Below are 13,900 nucleotides of genomic sequence, written 5' to 3'. Positions count from 1 at the left end.
TCTCGTCCTCGTCGCCGTGATGGTGGTGGCGGTGAGTATCGGAGCGGTGAACATCCCGGTGGCGGATGTGTGGGGCATTCTCCTGCACCACGTCACCGGGCGGGGAGCCGCCGGTGACCCGGCGCTGGACCAGATCGTGTGGACCTTCCGGGCTCCTCGCGTCGCCCTGGCCGCCCTGGTCGGCGCGGGACTGGCCGTCGCCGGAGCGGTGCTCCAGACCCTGGTCTCCAACCCGCTCGCCGACCCGGTCGTCCTCGGCTTCTCCTACGGCGCCTCGCTCGGCGCCGTGCTGGTCATCACCCTCGGCGGCGTCGCACTCGGCGGGCTGGCCGGTCTCGGCGTGTCGGGCGCGGCATTCGTCGGCGCACTGGCCGCCGGGGCACTGGTCTTCGCCCTGGGGCAACGTCAGGGCCGGCTGGCCCCCACCCGGCTGGTCCTGGCGGGGGTCGCGGTCGGCTATGTCCTGCTGTCCGTGACGAGCTTCGTCCAACTGCTGGCGACGCCCACCGAGCTGCGGACCGTGATGTTCTGGATGCTCGGCAGCGTCGCCGGCGCCCAGTGGAGCCAACTGCCCACCGTCACGGCGGTGGTCCTGACGAGCACCGTCGTGCTGACCCTGTTCGGCCGCCGCCTCAACGCCCTGCTGGCCGGTGACGAGTCCGCCACCGCGCTCGGGGTGGACGTCAACCGGCTGCGCGCCGTCCTCCTGGTGATCAGCGCGCTGCTCACCGGCACCGTCATCGCCGTAGCGGGTGGCGTCGGCTTCGTCGGCCTGATGATCCCCCACCTGGTCCGCCTCACCACCGGAGCGGACCACCGCAGACTGCTGCCCCTGACCGCACTCCTGGGCGCCGTGTACCTCGTCCTCGTCGACCTGCTCTCCCGCACCGTCAACCGCCCCAACGAACTGCCGCTGGGCATCCTCACCGCTCTGCTCGGCGCCCCCTTCTTCCTGTGGCTGCTGCGCCGCGACAAGGGCCTGGACACCGTATGAAACTGACCGTGGACCAGCTCCACATCACCCTGGACCGCAAGCCGATCCTCCGCGATGTGCAGCTGGAGGCCGCCAAGGGCGACATCGTCGGACTCGTGGGCCCCAACGGCAGCGGCAAGTCCACCCTGCTCCGTACGGTCTACCGCTCGCTGCGCCCGGCCGACGGCGTGGTCAGGGTCGGCGGCGACGACGTATGGGAGCTGTCTGCTCGTACCGCCGCCCGCCGCACGGCGGCCGTTCTCCAGGACGCCGGCACCACGACCGGCCTGACCGTAACCGAGATCGTCGCCCTGGGACGTACGCCCCATCACGGCCTGATGGGTCGGGACGGCGCCGAGGACCGCGAGGCCGTGACCGAGGCGGTCGAACGCTGCGGAGTCGGCCCCTTCGCGGACCGGGACTACGCCACCCTGTCCGGCGGCGAACGCCAGCGCGTCCTGCTGGCCCGTGCCCTCGCCCAGCGTCCGCAGCTTCTGGTCCTGGACGAACTCACCAACCACCTCGACATCCGCGCCCGGTTCGAACTCCTGGACCTGATCCGCAGCACCGGCATCACCACCCTGGCGGTCCTGCACGACCTCGACCTCGCCGCCCGACTCTGCGACCACCTCGTCGTGCTCCACGAAGGCGCGGTGGTCGCGGCGGGACCCGTGCTGGAGGTCCTGACACCGGACCTCCTGCGAGAGGTCTTCGGCGTACGGGGCGCCACGGAGCGGCATGCCGACGGCGTCGTCCGCATCACCTATGCCGCCGAGCCGCTCGCCCTGGACCGGGAGGCCGAGCCCGCGCCCGCAGAGCGGTGACGCGCCGTCGATCCTTGCGAGCTTGCCGAGGTGGTCCCGGTGGGTGGTGGCCTGCCGGCCCGCCGGCAAACCGGCGGCCGCAAGGACGAGCGAGCCGGTGCACACGCTAGCCAGGACGGTTCCCTGCCGCCGCAGTTCCCTCAGCCAGGCCGGGTGCGGTTCGTCCTTCACCAGGGAGCGGGTGCTGTCACCGGCGGGATGGATCGGCATCGCCCGGCACCGTCGTCCGCCGCGACGGGCCGGGGGCTGACGGCCTGTCAGCGCAGTTCACCGCGGCGTGCCGACTCTCGCCCGCCGCGGCACGGCACTGGCGGGGCACCGTCGAATGCCACCGTGCTCGGTCCAGCGACGGCTCTGATCGTCGGTACCTTTCTGTGCGTACTGCGTCCCCGTGCCAGTAGCAAGGCTCCTGCAACGCCGGGAGACCGCCGCCTCCCCTTCGCCTGCTCCGTGCAGGCGGACGCCTTCATGCAGGCGCCGAGCCGCATATCGCGAGATCCGATAGAATGCAATTTGAGATCCTATTTCAATAATTGAGGTATTTGAGCGGAACATGCCTGCGGATCGAAACGGCGATAGCGCGAGGCCCCGTAAGCGCACGCATCGCGGGACCGAGGAGTCTCGCGTCCGCAGCCGAGGTGAGAGCCCGCGCCCCTCGCAGCGGCTTTCAGCGTCGCGAGCCATGCTCTCGGCGATGCAGCAGCTGAAGGAGCTGCTGGGAAAGGCGCCGGAATCCGTCTCAGCGGTTCGGCCCACCGATGACGGATGGGAAGCCGAGGTGGAGGTGCTGGAGATCGAGCGCATACCTGAGACGACCAGCGTGATGGCCAGCTACCGGGTGACGCTCGACGCGGATGGCGAGCTGATGGCGTACGAGCGGATCCGCCGGTACACACGCGCCCAGGTCGACCGGCGTGCCTGAGGGCCCCGCCACAGGGCTGTCTCCCCGTGGTGAATACACGGCTGTGCATCCCGTAGGTGAACGGAGCCGGACGGGGCCGCGCCGGCGGCGGCCTCATGAAAGGAGGCACCATGACTGTGGTGCCGCAAAGCGGTGGAGGCGGCGTCGCCCAGGGCGGCGGCTCGGGAACGCTGTACGACGTCCTGGAACTGGTCCTGGATCGCGGGCTCGTCATCGACGTCTTCGCCCGCGTTTCGCTGGTGGGCATCGAGATCCTGAAGATCGACGCCCGTGTGGTGGTGGCCAGCGTCGATACCTACCTGCGCTTCGCCGAGGCCTGCAACAGGCTCGATCTGGAGAGCGGGCGCAAAGCCCCGGCACAGCTGACCGACCTCGTCGGAGAGGTCACCGAAGGCGGAGCCAAGGGAAAGAGCAAGGGCGCCCTCACCGGCGCGGTGGAGGCCGTCACGGAGTCGTTCCACCAGGGGCATGAGGAGGACCGAGAGGAAGAGCGCGAGCCGGCAGCGGAGCGGAAGAGGCCACGGCCGACGCGCCGCCCTGCTCGGCGCCGGGAAGAGTGAGCCATGGCCGTCTATGTCTACGCCATCACAGCCGCGAGCCACCCCCTACGCCTGGACGGCGTCACCGGCGTGGGAGAACCGCCGGAGAAGCTGCGCACCGTGAACAGTCGGTCGCTGGCAGCGGTGGTCAGCGATGCGCCGGACGGGCTCAGAGCCAAGCGGCGCGACGTCCTGGCGCATGAGGCGGTGCTGGAACGGCTGATGGCCGAGGGCAGTGTGCTGCCCCTGCGTTTCGGAGCGGTGACCTCCGACGATCAAGCGGTGCTCCAGGTGCTGGATGAGCGAGCCGCCTCGTATCAGGAGCGGCTGACGGCCCTGGACGGCTGTGTGGAGTTCCACCTGAAGGCATCCTGCGACGAGGACGCGCTGCTGCGGGAGATCCTGCTGCAATCACCCGAGGCCCACCAGCTGAACGAGCAGATCCGCAGCGGCCGGGCCGGCCCGGATCTGCAGATCGCGCTGGGCGAACGGGTAGCTGGGGAGGTCCAGTTGCGCCACGAGTCCTTTGCCGCGGGAGCCGTCGAAGCGCTGCGTCCCCTGGCACGCGACATCCGGGCTTCGGATCCGAAAGGCGGTGACTTCGTGAGCGTCTCGTTCCTTGTGGACAAGGCCCGGCAGGAGGGCTTCACGGCCGCGGAGCAGGATCTGGCGAACGAGCGCGGAGCGGACTTCGACTTCCGTCTGCACGGGCCGCTGCCGCCCTACAGCTTCGTCGAGGCAACGTAAGTGCGTGGAGATCTGTCATGGGACTGTTGACTCACCTGCTGACTCTCCCGCTGGCCCCCGTCCGAGGCGTCGGGTGGGTCATGCAGCAGGTGGCGCAGGTCGCGGAAGAGCAGTACTACGACCCCGATCCGGTGCTGAAGGAACTCGCCGAACTGGAACGGGCACTGGTGTCCGGCCAGATCGATCAGGAGACCTTCGACCGACGTGAGGACGAGCTGCTGGACCGGCTCGAAGAGATCACTCGCTTCCGGGAGGGCACCGGAGCATGAGGTTCTCAGCGGGCGGTGGATGTGCGGACCAGGAGGTGTCAGGAGGAGCCCCCACGATGATGAATGCCGCAGCAGGCGCGGTGCTCCTCTTCGGTTGCCTCTACGAGGAAGCCGAAGAGGGGCACGACGCGGAGCCCCGTACGCAGAGAACGTCCGCGCCGTGCCGCGAGTCGGCGCTGACCGACACCGCCGACGCCGAATCGAGGTCTGAACGGCCGTGACCGAACCTGTCCCGAGCAACCTCGGCTCCTTCCCCTCCCGGGCGTCCCCGTCCTACGGCCAGGGCTCCTCGGCCAACCTGGCCGACATCCTGGAACGCGTACTGGACAAGGGCATCGTCATCGCGGGTGACATTCAGATCAACCTCCTCGACATCGAACTGCTCACCATCAAGCTGCGTCTCCTCGTGGCCTCGGTCGACAAGGCCAAGGAAATGGGCATCGACTGGTGGGAACACGACCCGGCCCTGTCCTCCCACGCTGACGGCGGCCGTGAGCTGGCCGAGGAGAACCGAAGACTGCGTGAAGAGATAGCTGGCCTGCGCGACGCCCAGGCCCTTCCGTCGGCCGAGGGCCCCGCTGAGAAACCCGAGCGTCCCAAGAAGCGTGCCAGTACGGCCAAGTCCACCCGCGCCGGCAACCGGCGGACACCGAGGACAGAGCGATGACGGCGACGGTCAGCTACCTGTACGGCGTGTCGGCGGTCCCTGGCGGCTCGTACGACGTGGTGGCCGCCCTGCGAGGAATCGCCGACGCGCCAGTGCGGCTGGTGCCGGACGAAGACGCGAACCTGGCAGCGATCGTCAGTAGTGTCCCGGCCGACGACTTCGACGAGGCACCGCTCGCCGCTCACCTGGAGGATCTCGACTGGCTGGAGGCCGTGGCCCGGGCACACCACCGGGTTGTCGACGCGATGGCGGCCCGGACCACCGTCCTGCCCTTGCGACTTGCGACCATCTATCGCGACGACGACCGCGTCCGCGCCATGATCAGAGCCGGTCACCGCGCGTTCGCGCAGCGCCTCGCCCACCTCGCCGGCCACATGGAATGGGGAGTCAAAGTCTATTTCGATCCCCCCTCGGCCCCTACGGCCTCCACAGCGGCCGCACCCGCGGCCGAACTGAGTCCCGGCCGGGCCTACCTGCGTAGCCGCCATCAGGAACGGGACTCACGACAGGACGCCTACCGAGCCGCGGAGCAGGCCGCGCGACGCGTCGAGGCCGCGGCCCGTACCCAGGCCGTCGAACACGTCCGGCACCGCCTGCAGCAAGGCCCCCTCTCCCACGGCTCCGGCGAGAACATAGTGAACAACGCCTACCTGGTGGCCGACGGCCAGGCCGAGGACTTCCGGGACGCGGTCCAGCTGGCCGCCGAGCAGTCCGAGACCATCCGCGTCGAGATCACCGGACCGTGGGCGCCGTACTCCTTCGTCTCCCGGCAGAACGAGCCGGGTGAAATGAGCGAGGAGGCGATCACCTGATGATGACCGACCCCTCCGATTTCGGCCCTGCGAAGCCCCGCCCACCGGACCGCGGGTCCCTGCCTGACCGCCAGGTCGCGCTCATCGACCTCCTGGACCGCCTGCTCACCGGTGGCATCGTCATCACCGGCGATGTCACCTTGTCGATCGCCGACATCGACCTCGTACGGATCTCCCTGCGAGCCCTCATCGCCTCCATCGGCACCACGACCCCAAGCCCCTGGAGCCGTGGTGGGCCGCTCCCGGTCACGTCACCCGGCCACCCCGACCAGCTCCCCTCACCATGACGCCCGACACCCCCCGTCACCAAGGCCGCTCCGACGAGGCGGCCGACGCGGCTCCCGGTCCCTTCCGCCTGTTCCCCGCCGCTCCGCAGGACGTCCCCGCGTCGGGCAACGAGAGCCCACCCCATCCGGCCTCCCGGATCAATACCGACCCCGACACCGTGGAACGAGATCTGATCAAGCTGGTACTCACCCTGGTCGAACTCATCCGTCAGCTCATGGAACGACAAGCCCTGCACCGCGTGGATGCCGGCGACCTCACCGAGGAGGAGGAAGAGCGCCTCGGGATGACCCTGATGGTCCTGCACGACCGCTTGAACGACCTTTGCGGTCGCTACGGCCTGACCATGCAGGACCTCAATATTGATCTCGGCCCCCTCGGCACACTGCTCCCGCCTTCCGACTACTGACTCCCAAGGCGGTCGCTGGGGCACGGTCGAGCATCTCCGGGCACACGTGAAGCGCGGCCTGGCGAACCTCGCGCGTGTCGCGCTCGACCGGCTCGAACAGTTTGACGAGCCGATGTCATCAGGTGGGTCGGTAGTAGGCGTCGATGGGGGCGCGCGCCTCCTCGAAGAGGACCGGGCCGTCCTGGGGCACCGTCGGCCAGTCGCCCGACTGCGGGTTGAGTTCGACGAGTTGCTCGGTGGAGAGCGCGTAGACGACCCGGCCGATGCCGGAGCGGACGATGCCGCCGGCGCACATGGTGCAGGGCTGGCAGCTGGTGTACATGGTGGTGCGGGCGGCCGCGGCCGGGGCGAGTTCGCGGGCCGCCCAGCGGGCGAGCTTCAGTTCCGGGTGGGCGGCGATGTCGTTGTCGCGCCGTACCGTGTTGTGGGCTTCGGCAAGGATCGCGCCGTCCGGGCCGGTCAGCAGGGAGCCGTACGGTGCGTCCCCCAGGGTGACCGCGTGGGCCGCGATGCCGATGGCACGCCGCAGGAGGGTCTCGTCCTCAATGGTGATCACGATGGGGTCCTCCAGTGTGTGGCCACGGCGGTGAGTGCCTGCCAGGCCGCGTGGGGCCGGCGGGTCTCCTCCGGATCTCCGTGGTAGGGGTCGAGTACGACGGTGGCCGCGCCGAGCAGACGGAGCTGGTCGAGGTCGTCGAGGATCTGCTCGATGGTGCCGACACCGGCGGGCCGCTCGCGGTCGTCGACCGGTGTGCCGGTCATCCGCAGGGCGATCCGGGGCGCGAACGCCGGCAGCGAGTGGTTCGCCAGGACTGAGCGCATCAGGGGGAGGGGGAGCCGCAGCGGGTGCCAGGCGTCGCCGAACCTGACCGTGCGTCGGATTGCCGCCTCGCTGTGGCCGCCGACCCAGACAGGTATCGGGGCGGTGCCGTCCCCGGTCTCCGTGCGCCAGGCATCCCGCAGGGCACCCAGGTACTCGTCGGCCAGTCGGCCGCGCGCGGTGAACGGAACGCCGAGCGCGTCGAACTCCTGACGCGCCCAGCCGACGCCTACCCCGAGGACGAACCGGCCGCTGCTGAGTTGGTTGAGGTTGGCAGCCATCCGAGCCACCAGCAGCGGATGCCGGTAGGGCAGGACGAGCACCGTGGTGCCCAGCCGCAGCCTCGTGGTGAGGCCAGCCAGCCAGGACAGCGTGGTGAACGGCTCGTAGAACGGCTCCGGGTACCGCTCGGCCACGTCCGGGGTGACGGCCACGTGGTCCGACACCATGAGGAGGTCGAAGCCGAGCCCCTCAGCGAGCCGCGCCCAATCGCGCAGTACGCCGGGATCGGTTCCGGGCCCGAAGTTCGGTACGTTGACGCCAAGTTGCATGAGCCGAGGTTATCCAGGAGATCATGGCATACGGAACCGAATCTTCCCGGCGATGGCGACGTTCTTCCGTGGTTCTGCCGGTAGAGTCGCGACATGGCCGTGAATCTTGACGACGTTGACTGGGCGATCATCGGGCAGCTGCAACGGGAGGCTCGCATCTCCCTCAGCGAGTTGGGACGGCGCGTGAATCTCAGCTCCTCGGCCACCACGGAACGGGTGCGGAATCTGGAGTCGTTGGGCGTCATCACCGGTTACCACGCCGTGGTCGACCTGGCCAAGGTCGGCTATCCCGTGCTCGCCGTCGTCCGGCTGAAGTACCCCGGCAACCGCCACCAGCCGTTGCGTCGGCTGCTCGCCGAGCGGGGGGAGATCCTGGAGTGCCTGCGCACCACCGGCGACGACTGTTACACCTTGAAGGTGGCCGCGAGCTCCATGGAGCACTTGGAGACGCTCGTGGATGAGCTGGCTGGTTTTGGCAGCACGACCACGAGCGTCGTCTACAGCCAGACGCTGCCCTATCGCTCACCCAGCCGGCCCTGACCAACGGTCGACCCGCCGCCGCATTCCCGCAGAGCGGTAGTGGAGTGCCATCGCGGTCCGGGCGCACCAGGCCCCGCCGACCCCGGCCGCGCGGCAACATCATGCTCCCAGCCTGCGGGGTACGCAGCGACGAGCGGGGCAGTGGTCGAGTCGAGAGCGTGCAGTGGGCGGGTTGCTCGGCCCAGATGGTCTTTCCCGCTCCGGTGTGCCGGGTGCACCGCTCACACAGCCGTGCGACTGATCAGCATGCCGTTGTGGATCAGCCGCAGCTCGATCGGGCGCTTGCGTGGCGGATGGCGTTGGTGACCGGCTCGCTGACGACCAGCTCGGTGGTGGCAGCGGCCTCGTGAGCCGTAGCTTCAGGAGGAATCCTGGATGACTTGCTCGGACCAGATCGTCTTGCCGTTCTGGACGTGGCGGCAGCCCCATCGTCCGCCGAGTTGAGCGACGAGGAACAGGCCGCGTCCTCCCTCGTCGGTTGTGCGGGCACGCCGCAGGCGGGGCTGGGTGCTGCTGGAGTCGGTGACCTCGCACACCAGGGCGTTGTGGCGAATCAGACGGAGGTCCATCGGCGGACGACCGTAGCGGATGGCGTTGGTCACCAGTTCGCTGACGATGAGTTCGGTGGCGAAGAGGAGGTCGTCCAGGCCCCACAAGGTGAGTTGACGGGTTGTCCACTCTCGAGCCTTTGCGACGGCGGCGGGATCGGCCGGGATCTCCCAGTGAGCGGTGTCCGCCGCTGGGACGGCGCGGGTGCGGGCCAGCAGTAGGGCCCCGTCGTCGCGCGGCGCCTGGTCTGCCAGATCGGCGAGGAGAGCACGGCCGGTTTCGTCCAGGGCGCGATCCGGACGGCAGTACGCGGCGAGGGCTTCCGTCAGGCGCCGCAGGCCTTGGCCGATGTCGCGATCGCTCCGTTCGACCAGGCCGTCGGTGTAGAGAGCGAGGACGCTGCCCGGCTCGACGTCGATGATGGTGGTCTCGTACGGCATGCCGCTCAGGGCGAGTGGTGGCCCCGGGGAGATACCGACTGCTTCGGCGGTCCCGTCGGGCCGCACCAGGACGGGTGGCGGATGCCCGGCGCTGGCCATGGCGCAGCGGCGGGTGACCGGGTCGTAGACCGCGTACAGGCACGTTCCGCCGACGATGTCGCAGTCGCCGGACGGGGCTTCGGCCGCGAGGCGCTGGACCAGGTCCGCGAGCCGGGTGAGCAGCTCGTCCGGTTCGAGCTCCAGGTCCGCGAGCGTCCGGATGGCGGCGCGCAGGCTGCCCATGGCGGCGCTTGCGGACATGCCGTGGCCGACCACGTCTCCGGCGACAAGTGCCAGCCGGAGAGAGGGCAGAGCGATGGCGTCGTACCAGTCGCCGCTGATGTCCGCTTCCCCGCCTGCGGGCAGGTGGACGCCGGCGGTCTCGGCGGCCGGCGTGTCGGTGGTGGCCGGGGGAAGGAGGAGCTGCTGCAGCGCTACGGCCGCCCGGTGCTCGCGCGTGTAACGGCGGGCGTTGTCGATGGCGAGCGCACCCCGTGAGGCGATCTGCTTCATGAGATCCGCCTCGTCCTCGGTGAAGGGGTCGGATCGGCCGCAGCGCCAGACCGATATGGCGCCGAGCGTGAGCCCGCGGGCATGCAACGGTGCCACCATCATCGAATGGGCGTCCTTCGGGGCGAGATACTTGACCAGCTGCGGGTCGCCGACCATGGCGATGAAGTCGTCAAGGCTGAAGACGGCTGGCTCGCCGTGTCGGAAACTGCGCCACAGGGGGTGGTCGGGAAGGGGCGGGATGGACTCGCCGCGCTTGATGCCGGCCGGCCACACCGCGGTGGCCGGCGCAAGGGCCGCGTTGCCCATGTTTCCACCGTTCAGCTGCTTCGAGGGTTCTTCCCCGTCGAGAACGGAGTACGCAAGGTCGACTGCGGCGAGATCCCCGAACGCAGGTGCGAGAACGTCCGCAAGGTCCTGTGCGGTGCGCACGACATCCAGGGATCCTCCTACTCGCTCGGCCACCTCGCGGGCGAGATCCAGATGACGGCGGGCACGCAGGTCGTCGCTGTCGATGTACAGGGCTGCGACCCCCGTGGGGCGTGCTCGCACGTCCTCCAGACGAAAGGCAGACAGCGACAGCGTGTGCCGCCGCGCCGAATTGTGCCGCCAGCTCACTTGCTGGGTTCTGCGGACCACCGGGACACCCGTCTCGAGCACCTGGCGCAGTACTGCCTCCAGGTTCTCGGCGTCATCGGCGCACAGCACGTCGCTCAGCCGAGTGCCGGGCTGTACTGGAAGGCCGTCGGGAGTGTCCGGCTTGGCGTTCGTTTGCACAGTGGCCAGGTCGGTGTCGTACAGGGCGATCGTGATCCGGTTCTGTGCGGACAGTGCGCGCAGGAGCGCTGTGCCCTGCTTGTGGTCGGCGACGTGGTGTGTGGGTGCCGCCAGGACGAGGACCTGCGCCGAGCCCTGCACCCTTGTGGTCCGGAAAGTGACGTCGATGGTGTCGCCGCACTGGTGCCGCAGCCGTACCCGCCCGGATTCCGGCATATCCGTGGCGCCGCGAAGGTGGTCCGGGAGGTCGGCCACCAGTTCCTGCACGGGGCGGCCGCAGACCTCCCCGGCGCGGAACCCCGTCAGGTCCTCCGCCGTCTCGGTCCACCCCACCACCGCGCCTCGATCGTCGAGCACGGCGGCTGCCGGGCCGTCACAGGCGCATCGCCTGCCGCCGGGACCGGAACCGGAGACGCCCGTCGATCCTTGGGAGGCGCCTGCCGAGTAGGCGTTCTTGGCATTCTCTTTATCCATCAGTGGCTTCCTGTACGAGAGCGTGCGGCTCGAGAGATCGGCATGCTGTGGCGGCTGTCGGCCGCCCGGTCGGCGTGCCGCAGCGCGTCACGCCGCGAGGGCTTTGGAGGGCAGGTCTTGTTCGGCCCAGACGATCTTGCCGTCGGTTGCGGAGCGGGAGCCCCACCGGTGGGACAACTGGGCGACGAGGGAAAGGCCGCGGCCGTTCTCGTCGATGGTGTGGGGCTGACGGGGGCGTGGGTGGCTGGGGTTGCTGTCGGAGACTTCGCAGGTCAAGACCTGGTGCTGGATGAGTCGTAGGCGGATCGGCCCGCCGCTGTAGCGGATGGCGTTGGTGACCAGTTCACTGACGATCAGCTGCTCGGTGGTCACCAGATGATCGAGCCCCCATTCGCTGAGCTGACGGGCGGCTGCCTGCCGGGCGATGCGGACGGCGGCCGGCTCGTTCGGCAGCTCCCAGGAGGCGACCTGGGCCGGTTCGAGTCCGCGAGTCCGCGCAAGGAGCAAGGTGACATCGTCGGCCGGGGCCTGAGTCGGCAAGGTCTCGATCACCTGGGAGCACAGGTCTTCCAGGGCCGAACCGGACTCTGCCAGGGCGGCGCCCAAGCGGTCGAGGCCCACGTCGATGTCGTCGTCGCGGGACTCGACCAGACCGTCGGTGTAGAGCGCGAGCAGAGTGCCCTCGGGCAGTTCCAGTTCCACGGACTCGAAGGGGACCAGACCGAGGCCGAGGCCGAGCGGGGCCCCGGCGGGCATGTCGGGGAAAGTGGCACGGCCCTGCGGGTCGATGATCGCGGGCGGGGGATGCCCGGCCCGCGACATCGTGCACCGCCGGGTGACCGGGTCGTAGACGGCATACAGACACGTGGCGCCCACCGCCGGGGGGAGCTGGTCCGGAGCGTCGGCGTCTTCCTCGCTCAGCCGCTTGACCGTGTCATCGAGGTGCGCCAGCAGTTCGTGCGGAGGCAGTTCCATGTTCGCGAGCGTGCGGACGGCGGTGCGCAATCGGCCCATCGTCACCGCGGCGTTGATGCCGTGTCCGACCACATCTCCGACGACGAGGGCCACCCTGGCGCCGGACAGCTTGATCACGTCGAACCAGTCGCCCCCCACGCCGTGGTCTATGTCAGCCGGCACGTAGCGCGAGGCCACATCGAGGGCGGCGCCACCTCCCACATGGTGGGGGAGCAGGTCGCGTTGGAGCGTCAGGGCCGCGGTGCGTTGGCGAGCGTACTGGAGAGCGTTGTCCAGGCTGAGCGCGGCCCGGGTGACGAGTTCCTCTGCGAGCAGGAGGTCGTCCTCCTGGAACGGCGTCGGCTCCTCGGAGCGGCAGAACACCGCCAGTCCCAGCGCACAGCGCCGCGCACGGATGGGTACGACCATCAAAGAGTGGACGCCGCTGTCACGGACCATCTGCGTCCGCGCCGGGTCGTGAAGAATCCAGGGGCCTGAATAGGTGTCCAGCACCGATTCCAGGTAAGACCTGCCCGTGCGCAGGACGGTGGCGAACAGCGAGGTCGGGAAGGGGCGGATCACCTCTTGGCGCATCAGCAACTTGAGGATGCCCGGGTCGACGGAGGCCACACCGGCACGGCGCAGCACAGGTGGGCGGTCGTTCGCCGCCGTGCCGGTCCCCGCCGAGGGATCCACGCCGAACGGAACCGACTCCATCAGGTCGACGATTGCGTGGTCGGCCAGCAGGGGCACGGCGAGGTCGGCCAGTTCCTGCCCGGTCCGCATGACCTCGAGGGTGCTGCCGATGCGCGTGCTGGCTTCGCTGAGGATGGCAAGACGCTCGCGCGCCCGCCGGTTGCCCGTGACGTCCACGCTCATCGAGCACACGGCCAGTGCCGTGCCGTCCGCGTCCTGGAGGCAGAAGAACGAGGCCGAGAACGCGTGCTCCCGGCGCTGGTCCGTCGACGACCACGCCCGGTACTCGTGGACCATGGTGGTGCCGCTCTCCAGCACCTGCCGCATCACCACCTCGAGCGCTTCGGCCTCCACGGCGGGCAGTGAGTCCCGCAGGCGGCGCCCGAACCGTCGCTCACGAGGAGTGCCGTCGTGGCGCTCCATGACGTCGTTGACCCAGGTGCAGCGCAGCCGCGGGTCATAGACCGCGATGCCGACCGGCGCGTGGGCCAGGAGCGACTCCCGCACGGCTTCGTCGGACGTCCCCGAGGACAGGGTGCCTATGTCGGTCACGGACACCAGCCACCGGGTTCCGGCGTCCTGCCCCCACAGCAGCGAGATCCGCAGCGTCATTTTGATGGCGTGGCCGTCGCGGTGGCGGACCGTCACGGCGCCGGACCAGCCATCCAGGGCACGGCCCTGCTCGGCGAACACTGAAGCACTCGGGACGTCCTCGGCGGGCGGCAGCACGTGTGTGGCGGACCGGCCCACCACTTCCCCGGCCGAGTACCCGACAAGCTGCTCAGCGGCGTGCGTCCACCCCACCACGGTCCCCTCCGCGTCGAGCATCGCTATTGCGGCATCGGGTGTCTCTCGGGGGCTCACCGGCTCGGCGAGTGGCGTGTGGTCGGTCTTCGTCATCCGGTTCTTCCCATCGGTGCTGAGGTGTGCGACAGCCTCGGCATGCGCGGCGTCGGCCCAATGGACGGCTTTGTCCACTTCTGACGAAATAGTCAGATACGATCCCTTTATCGTCAAGTCCCCCGAAATTGATCAAATTGCCAGATGTGACCGTGCGCTGTCGCATCACGCAACCGCGGAGTCGGGATTGGTGGGCCAGGGTG

The 13,900-nt window shown here is 69.4% G+C and carries 16 protein-coding genes; 12 read left to right on the top strand and 4 right to left on the bottom strand.

What is annotated here, in order from left to right; all coding sequences use genetic code 11:
• The first annotated feature begins 19 nt into the window (after positions 1–19).
• The 11 genes from SAVERM_RS03495 to SAVERM_RS03450 all read left to right on the top strand — a co-directional run bounded on the left by SAVERM_RS03495 (position 20) and on the right by SAVERM_RS03450 (position 6,447).
• On the top strand, positions 20–994 hold the full coding sequence (locus SAVERM_RS03495) for a FecCD family ABC transporter permease (protein ID WP_037651175.1): 975 nt from the start codon (positions 20–22) through the stop codon (positions 992–994).
• The gene (locus SAVERM_RS03490) at positions 991–1,797 is read left to right on the top strand and encodes an ABC transporter ATP-binding protein (protein WP_037651180.1); all 807 of its coding nucleotides are present in this window, start codon (positions 991–993) and stop codon (positions 1,795–1,797) included. Before SAVERM_RS03495 ends, SAVERM_RS03490 begins: the two co-directional genes overlap by 4 nt.
• Before the next feature lie 553 nt (positions 1,798–2,350).
• On the top strand, positions 2,351–2,719 hold the full coding sequence (locus tag SAVERM_RS03485) for a gas vesicle protein GvpO (protein ID WP_010982037.1): 369 nt from the start codon (positions 2,351–2,353) through the stop codon (positions 2,717–2,719).
• Between the two features lie 110 nt (positions 2,720–2,829).
• Positions 2,830–3,279, top strand: coding sequence for a gas vesicle structural protein GvpA (locus tag SAVERM_RS03480; protein ID WP_010982036.1), 450 nt, complete (start codon positions 2,830–2,832; stop codon positions 3,277–3,279).
• 3 nt (positions 3,280–3,282) lie between these two features.
• Entirely contained in the window at positions 3,283–4,005 is a 723-nt protein-coding gene (locus SAVERM_RS03475; protein ID WP_010982035.1) for a GvpL/GvpF family gas vesicle protein, read from the top strand.
• 17 nt (positions 4,006–4,022) lie between these two features.
• On the top strand, positions 4,023–4,274 hold the full coding sequence (locus SAVERM_RS03470) for a gas vesicle protein GvpG (RefSeq protein WP_010982034.1): 252 nt from the start codon (positions 4,023–4,025) through the stop codon (positions 4,272–4,274).
• A 56-nt stretch (positions 4,275–4,330) separates the two neighbouring features.
• The gene (locus SAVERM_RS42635) at positions 4,331–4,495 is read left to right on the top strand and encodes a hypothetical protein (RefSeq protein WP_154696715.1); all 165 of its coding nucleotides are present in this window, start codon (positions 4,331–4,333) and stop codon (positions 4,493–4,495) included.
• The gene (locus SAVERM_RS03465) at positions 4,492–4,941 is read left to right on the top strand and encodes a gas vesicle protein (protein ID WP_010982032.1); all 450 of its coding nucleotides are present in this window, start codon (positions 4,492–4,494) and stop codon (positions 4,939–4,941) included. Before SAVERM_RS42635 ends, SAVERM_RS03465 begins: the two co-directional genes overlap by 4 nt.
• Positions 4,938–5,753, top strand: a complete 816-nt coding sequence (locus SAVERM_RS03460) for a GvpL/GvpF family gas vesicle protein (protein ID WP_010982031.1) — start codon at positions 4,938–4,940, stop codon at positions 5,751–5,753. The genes SAVERM_RS03465 and SAVERM_RS03460 overlap by 4 nt, the downstream gene beginning before the upstream one ends.
• Positions 5,753–6,040, top strand: coding sequence for a gas vesicle protein (locus tag SAVERM_RS03455; protein ID WP_010982030.1), 288 nt, complete (start codon positions 5,753–5,755; stop codon positions 6,038–6,040). Before SAVERM_RS03460 ends, SAVERM_RS03455 begins: the two co-directional genes overlap by 1 nt.
• The gene (locus SAVERM_RS03450) at positions 6,037–6,447 is read left to right on the top strand and encodes a gas vesicle protein K (RefSeq protein ID WP_010982029.1); all 411 of its coding nucleotides are present in this window, start codon (positions 6,037–6,039) and stop codon (positions 6,445–6,447) included. Before SAVERM_RS03455 ends, SAVERM_RS03450 begins: the two co-directional genes overlap by 4 nt.
• A 118-nt stretch (positions 6,448–6,565) precedes the next feature.
• On the opposite strand, the gene SAVERM_RS03445 is transcribed toward SAVERM_RS03450, so the two are convergent.
• Together SAVERM_RS03445 and SAVERM_RS03440 are read right to left on the bottom strand one after the other, a co-directional pair.
• Entirely contained in the window at positions 6,566–7,003 is a 438-nt protein-coding gene (locus SAVERM_RS03445; RefSeq protein ID WP_010982028.1) for a nucleoside deaminase, read from the bottom strand.
• Positions 7,000–7,818 carry an LLM class flavin-dependent oxidoreductase gene (locus SAVERM_RS03440; protein WP_010982027.1) on the bottom strand — a complete coding sequence of 273 codons (819 nt, stop codon included), beginning with the start codon at positions 7,816–7,818 and terminating at the stop codon, positions 7,000–7,002. The genes SAVERM_RS03445 and SAVERM_RS03440 overlap by 4 nt, the downstream gene beginning before the upstream one ends.
• A gap of 93 nt (positions 7,819–7,911) precedes the next feature.
• Here SAVERM_RS03440 and SAVERM_RS03435 point away from each other — a divergent pair, with 93 nt between their 5' ends.
• Complete coding sequence (locus tag SAVERM_RS03435; protein WP_010982026.1) at positions 7,912–8,358, top strand: Lrp/AsnC family transcriptional regulator; 447 nt, start codon at positions 7,912–7,914, stop codon at positions 8,356–8,358.
• Between the two features lie 359 nt (positions 8,359–8,717).
• Here SAVERM_RS03435 and SAVERM_RS03430 read toward each other — a convergent pair whose 3' ends face one another.
• Both SAVERM_RS03430 and SAVERM_RS03425 read right to left on the bottom strand, forming a co-directional pair.
• Entirely contained in the window at positions 8,718–11,147 is a 2,430-nt protein-coding gene (locus SAVERM_RS03430; protein ID WP_010982025.1) for an ATP-binding SpoIIE family protein phosphatase, read from the bottom strand.
• 87 nt (positions 11,148–11,234) lie between these two features.
• Positions 11,235–13,697 (bottom strand): SpoIIE family protein phosphatase, encoded by a 2,463-nt coding sequence (locus SAVERM_RS03425; protein ID WP_010982024.1) that lies wholly within the window; start codon positions 13,695–13,697, stop codon positions 11,235–11,237.
• Positions 13,698–13,900: the final 203 nt, after the last annotated feature.

It is taken from the genome of Streptomyces avermitilis MA-4680 = NBRC 14893, from assembly GCF_000009765.2.
GTDB classification, from domain to species: Bacteria; Actinomycetota; Actinomycetes; order Streptomycetales; family Streptomycetaceae; genus Streptomyces; species Streptomyces avermitilis.
The sequence above is the reverse complement of the archived record's forward strand: the minus strand, read 5'-3'. Positions and strand labels throughout refer to the sequence as shown.

Excerpts from the sequence above, each read along its gene's own strand:
- SAVERM_RS03495 (WP_037651175.1), top strand. The coding sequence starts at position 20 with ATGGTGGTGGCGGTGAGTATCGGAGCGGTGAACATCCCGGTGGCGGAT.
- SAVERM_RS03490 (WP_037651180.1), top strand. The coding sequence starts at position 991 with ATGAAACTGACCGTGGACCAGCTCCACATCACCCTGGACCGCAAGCCG.
- SAVERM_RS03485 (WP_010982037.1), top strand. The coding sequence starts at position 2,351 with ATGCCTGCGGATCGAAACGGCGATAGCGCGAGGCCCCGTAAGCGCACG.
- SAVERM_RS03480 (WP_010982036.1), top strand. The coding sequence starts at position 2,830 with ATGACTGTGGTGCCGCAAAGCGGTGGAGGCGGCGTCGCCCAGGGCGGC.
- SAVERM_RS03475 (WP_010982035.1), top strand. The coding sequence starts at position 3,283 with ATGGCCGTCTATGTCTACGCCATCACAGCCGCGAGCCACCCCCTACGC.
- SAVERM_RS03470 (WP_010982034.1), top strand. The coding sequence starts at position 4,023 with ATGGGACTGTTGACTCACCTGCTGACTCTCCCGCTGGCCCCCGTCCGA.
- SAVERM_RS42635 (WP_154696715.1), top strand. The coding sequence starts at position 4,331 with ATGATGAATGCCGCAGCAGGCGCGGTGCTCCTCTTCGGTTGCCTCTAC.
- SAVERM_RS03460 (WP_010982031.1), top strand. The coding sequence starts at position 4,938 with ATGACGGCGACGGTCAGCTACCTGTACGGCGTGTCGGCGGTCCCTGGC.
- SAVERM_RS03455 (WP_010982030.1), top strand. The coding sequence starts at position 5,753 with ATGATGACCGACCCCTCCGATTTCGGCCCTGCGAAGCCCCGCCCACCG.
- SAVERM_RS03450 (WP_010982029.1), top strand. The coding sequence starts at position 6,037 with ATGACGCCCGACACCCCCCGTCACCAAGGCCGCTCCGACGAGGCGGCC.
- SAVERM_RS03440 (WP_010982027.1), bottom strand. The coding sequence starts at position 7,818 with ATGCAACTTGGCGTCAACGTACCGAACTTCGGGCCCGGAACCGATCCC.
- SAVERM_RS03435 (WP_010982026.1), top strand. The coding sequence starts at position 7,912 with ATGGCCGTGAATCTTGACGACGTTGACTGGGCGATCATCGGGCAGCTG.
- SAVERM_RS03430 (WP_010982025.1), bottom strand. The coding sequence starts at position 11,147 with ATGGATAAAGAGAATGCCAAGAACGCCTACTCGGCAGGCGCCTCCCAA.
- SAVERM_RS03425 (WP_010982024.1), bottom strand. The coding sequence starts at position 13,697 with ATGACGAAGACCGACCACACGCCACTCGCCGAGCCGGTGAGCCCCCGA.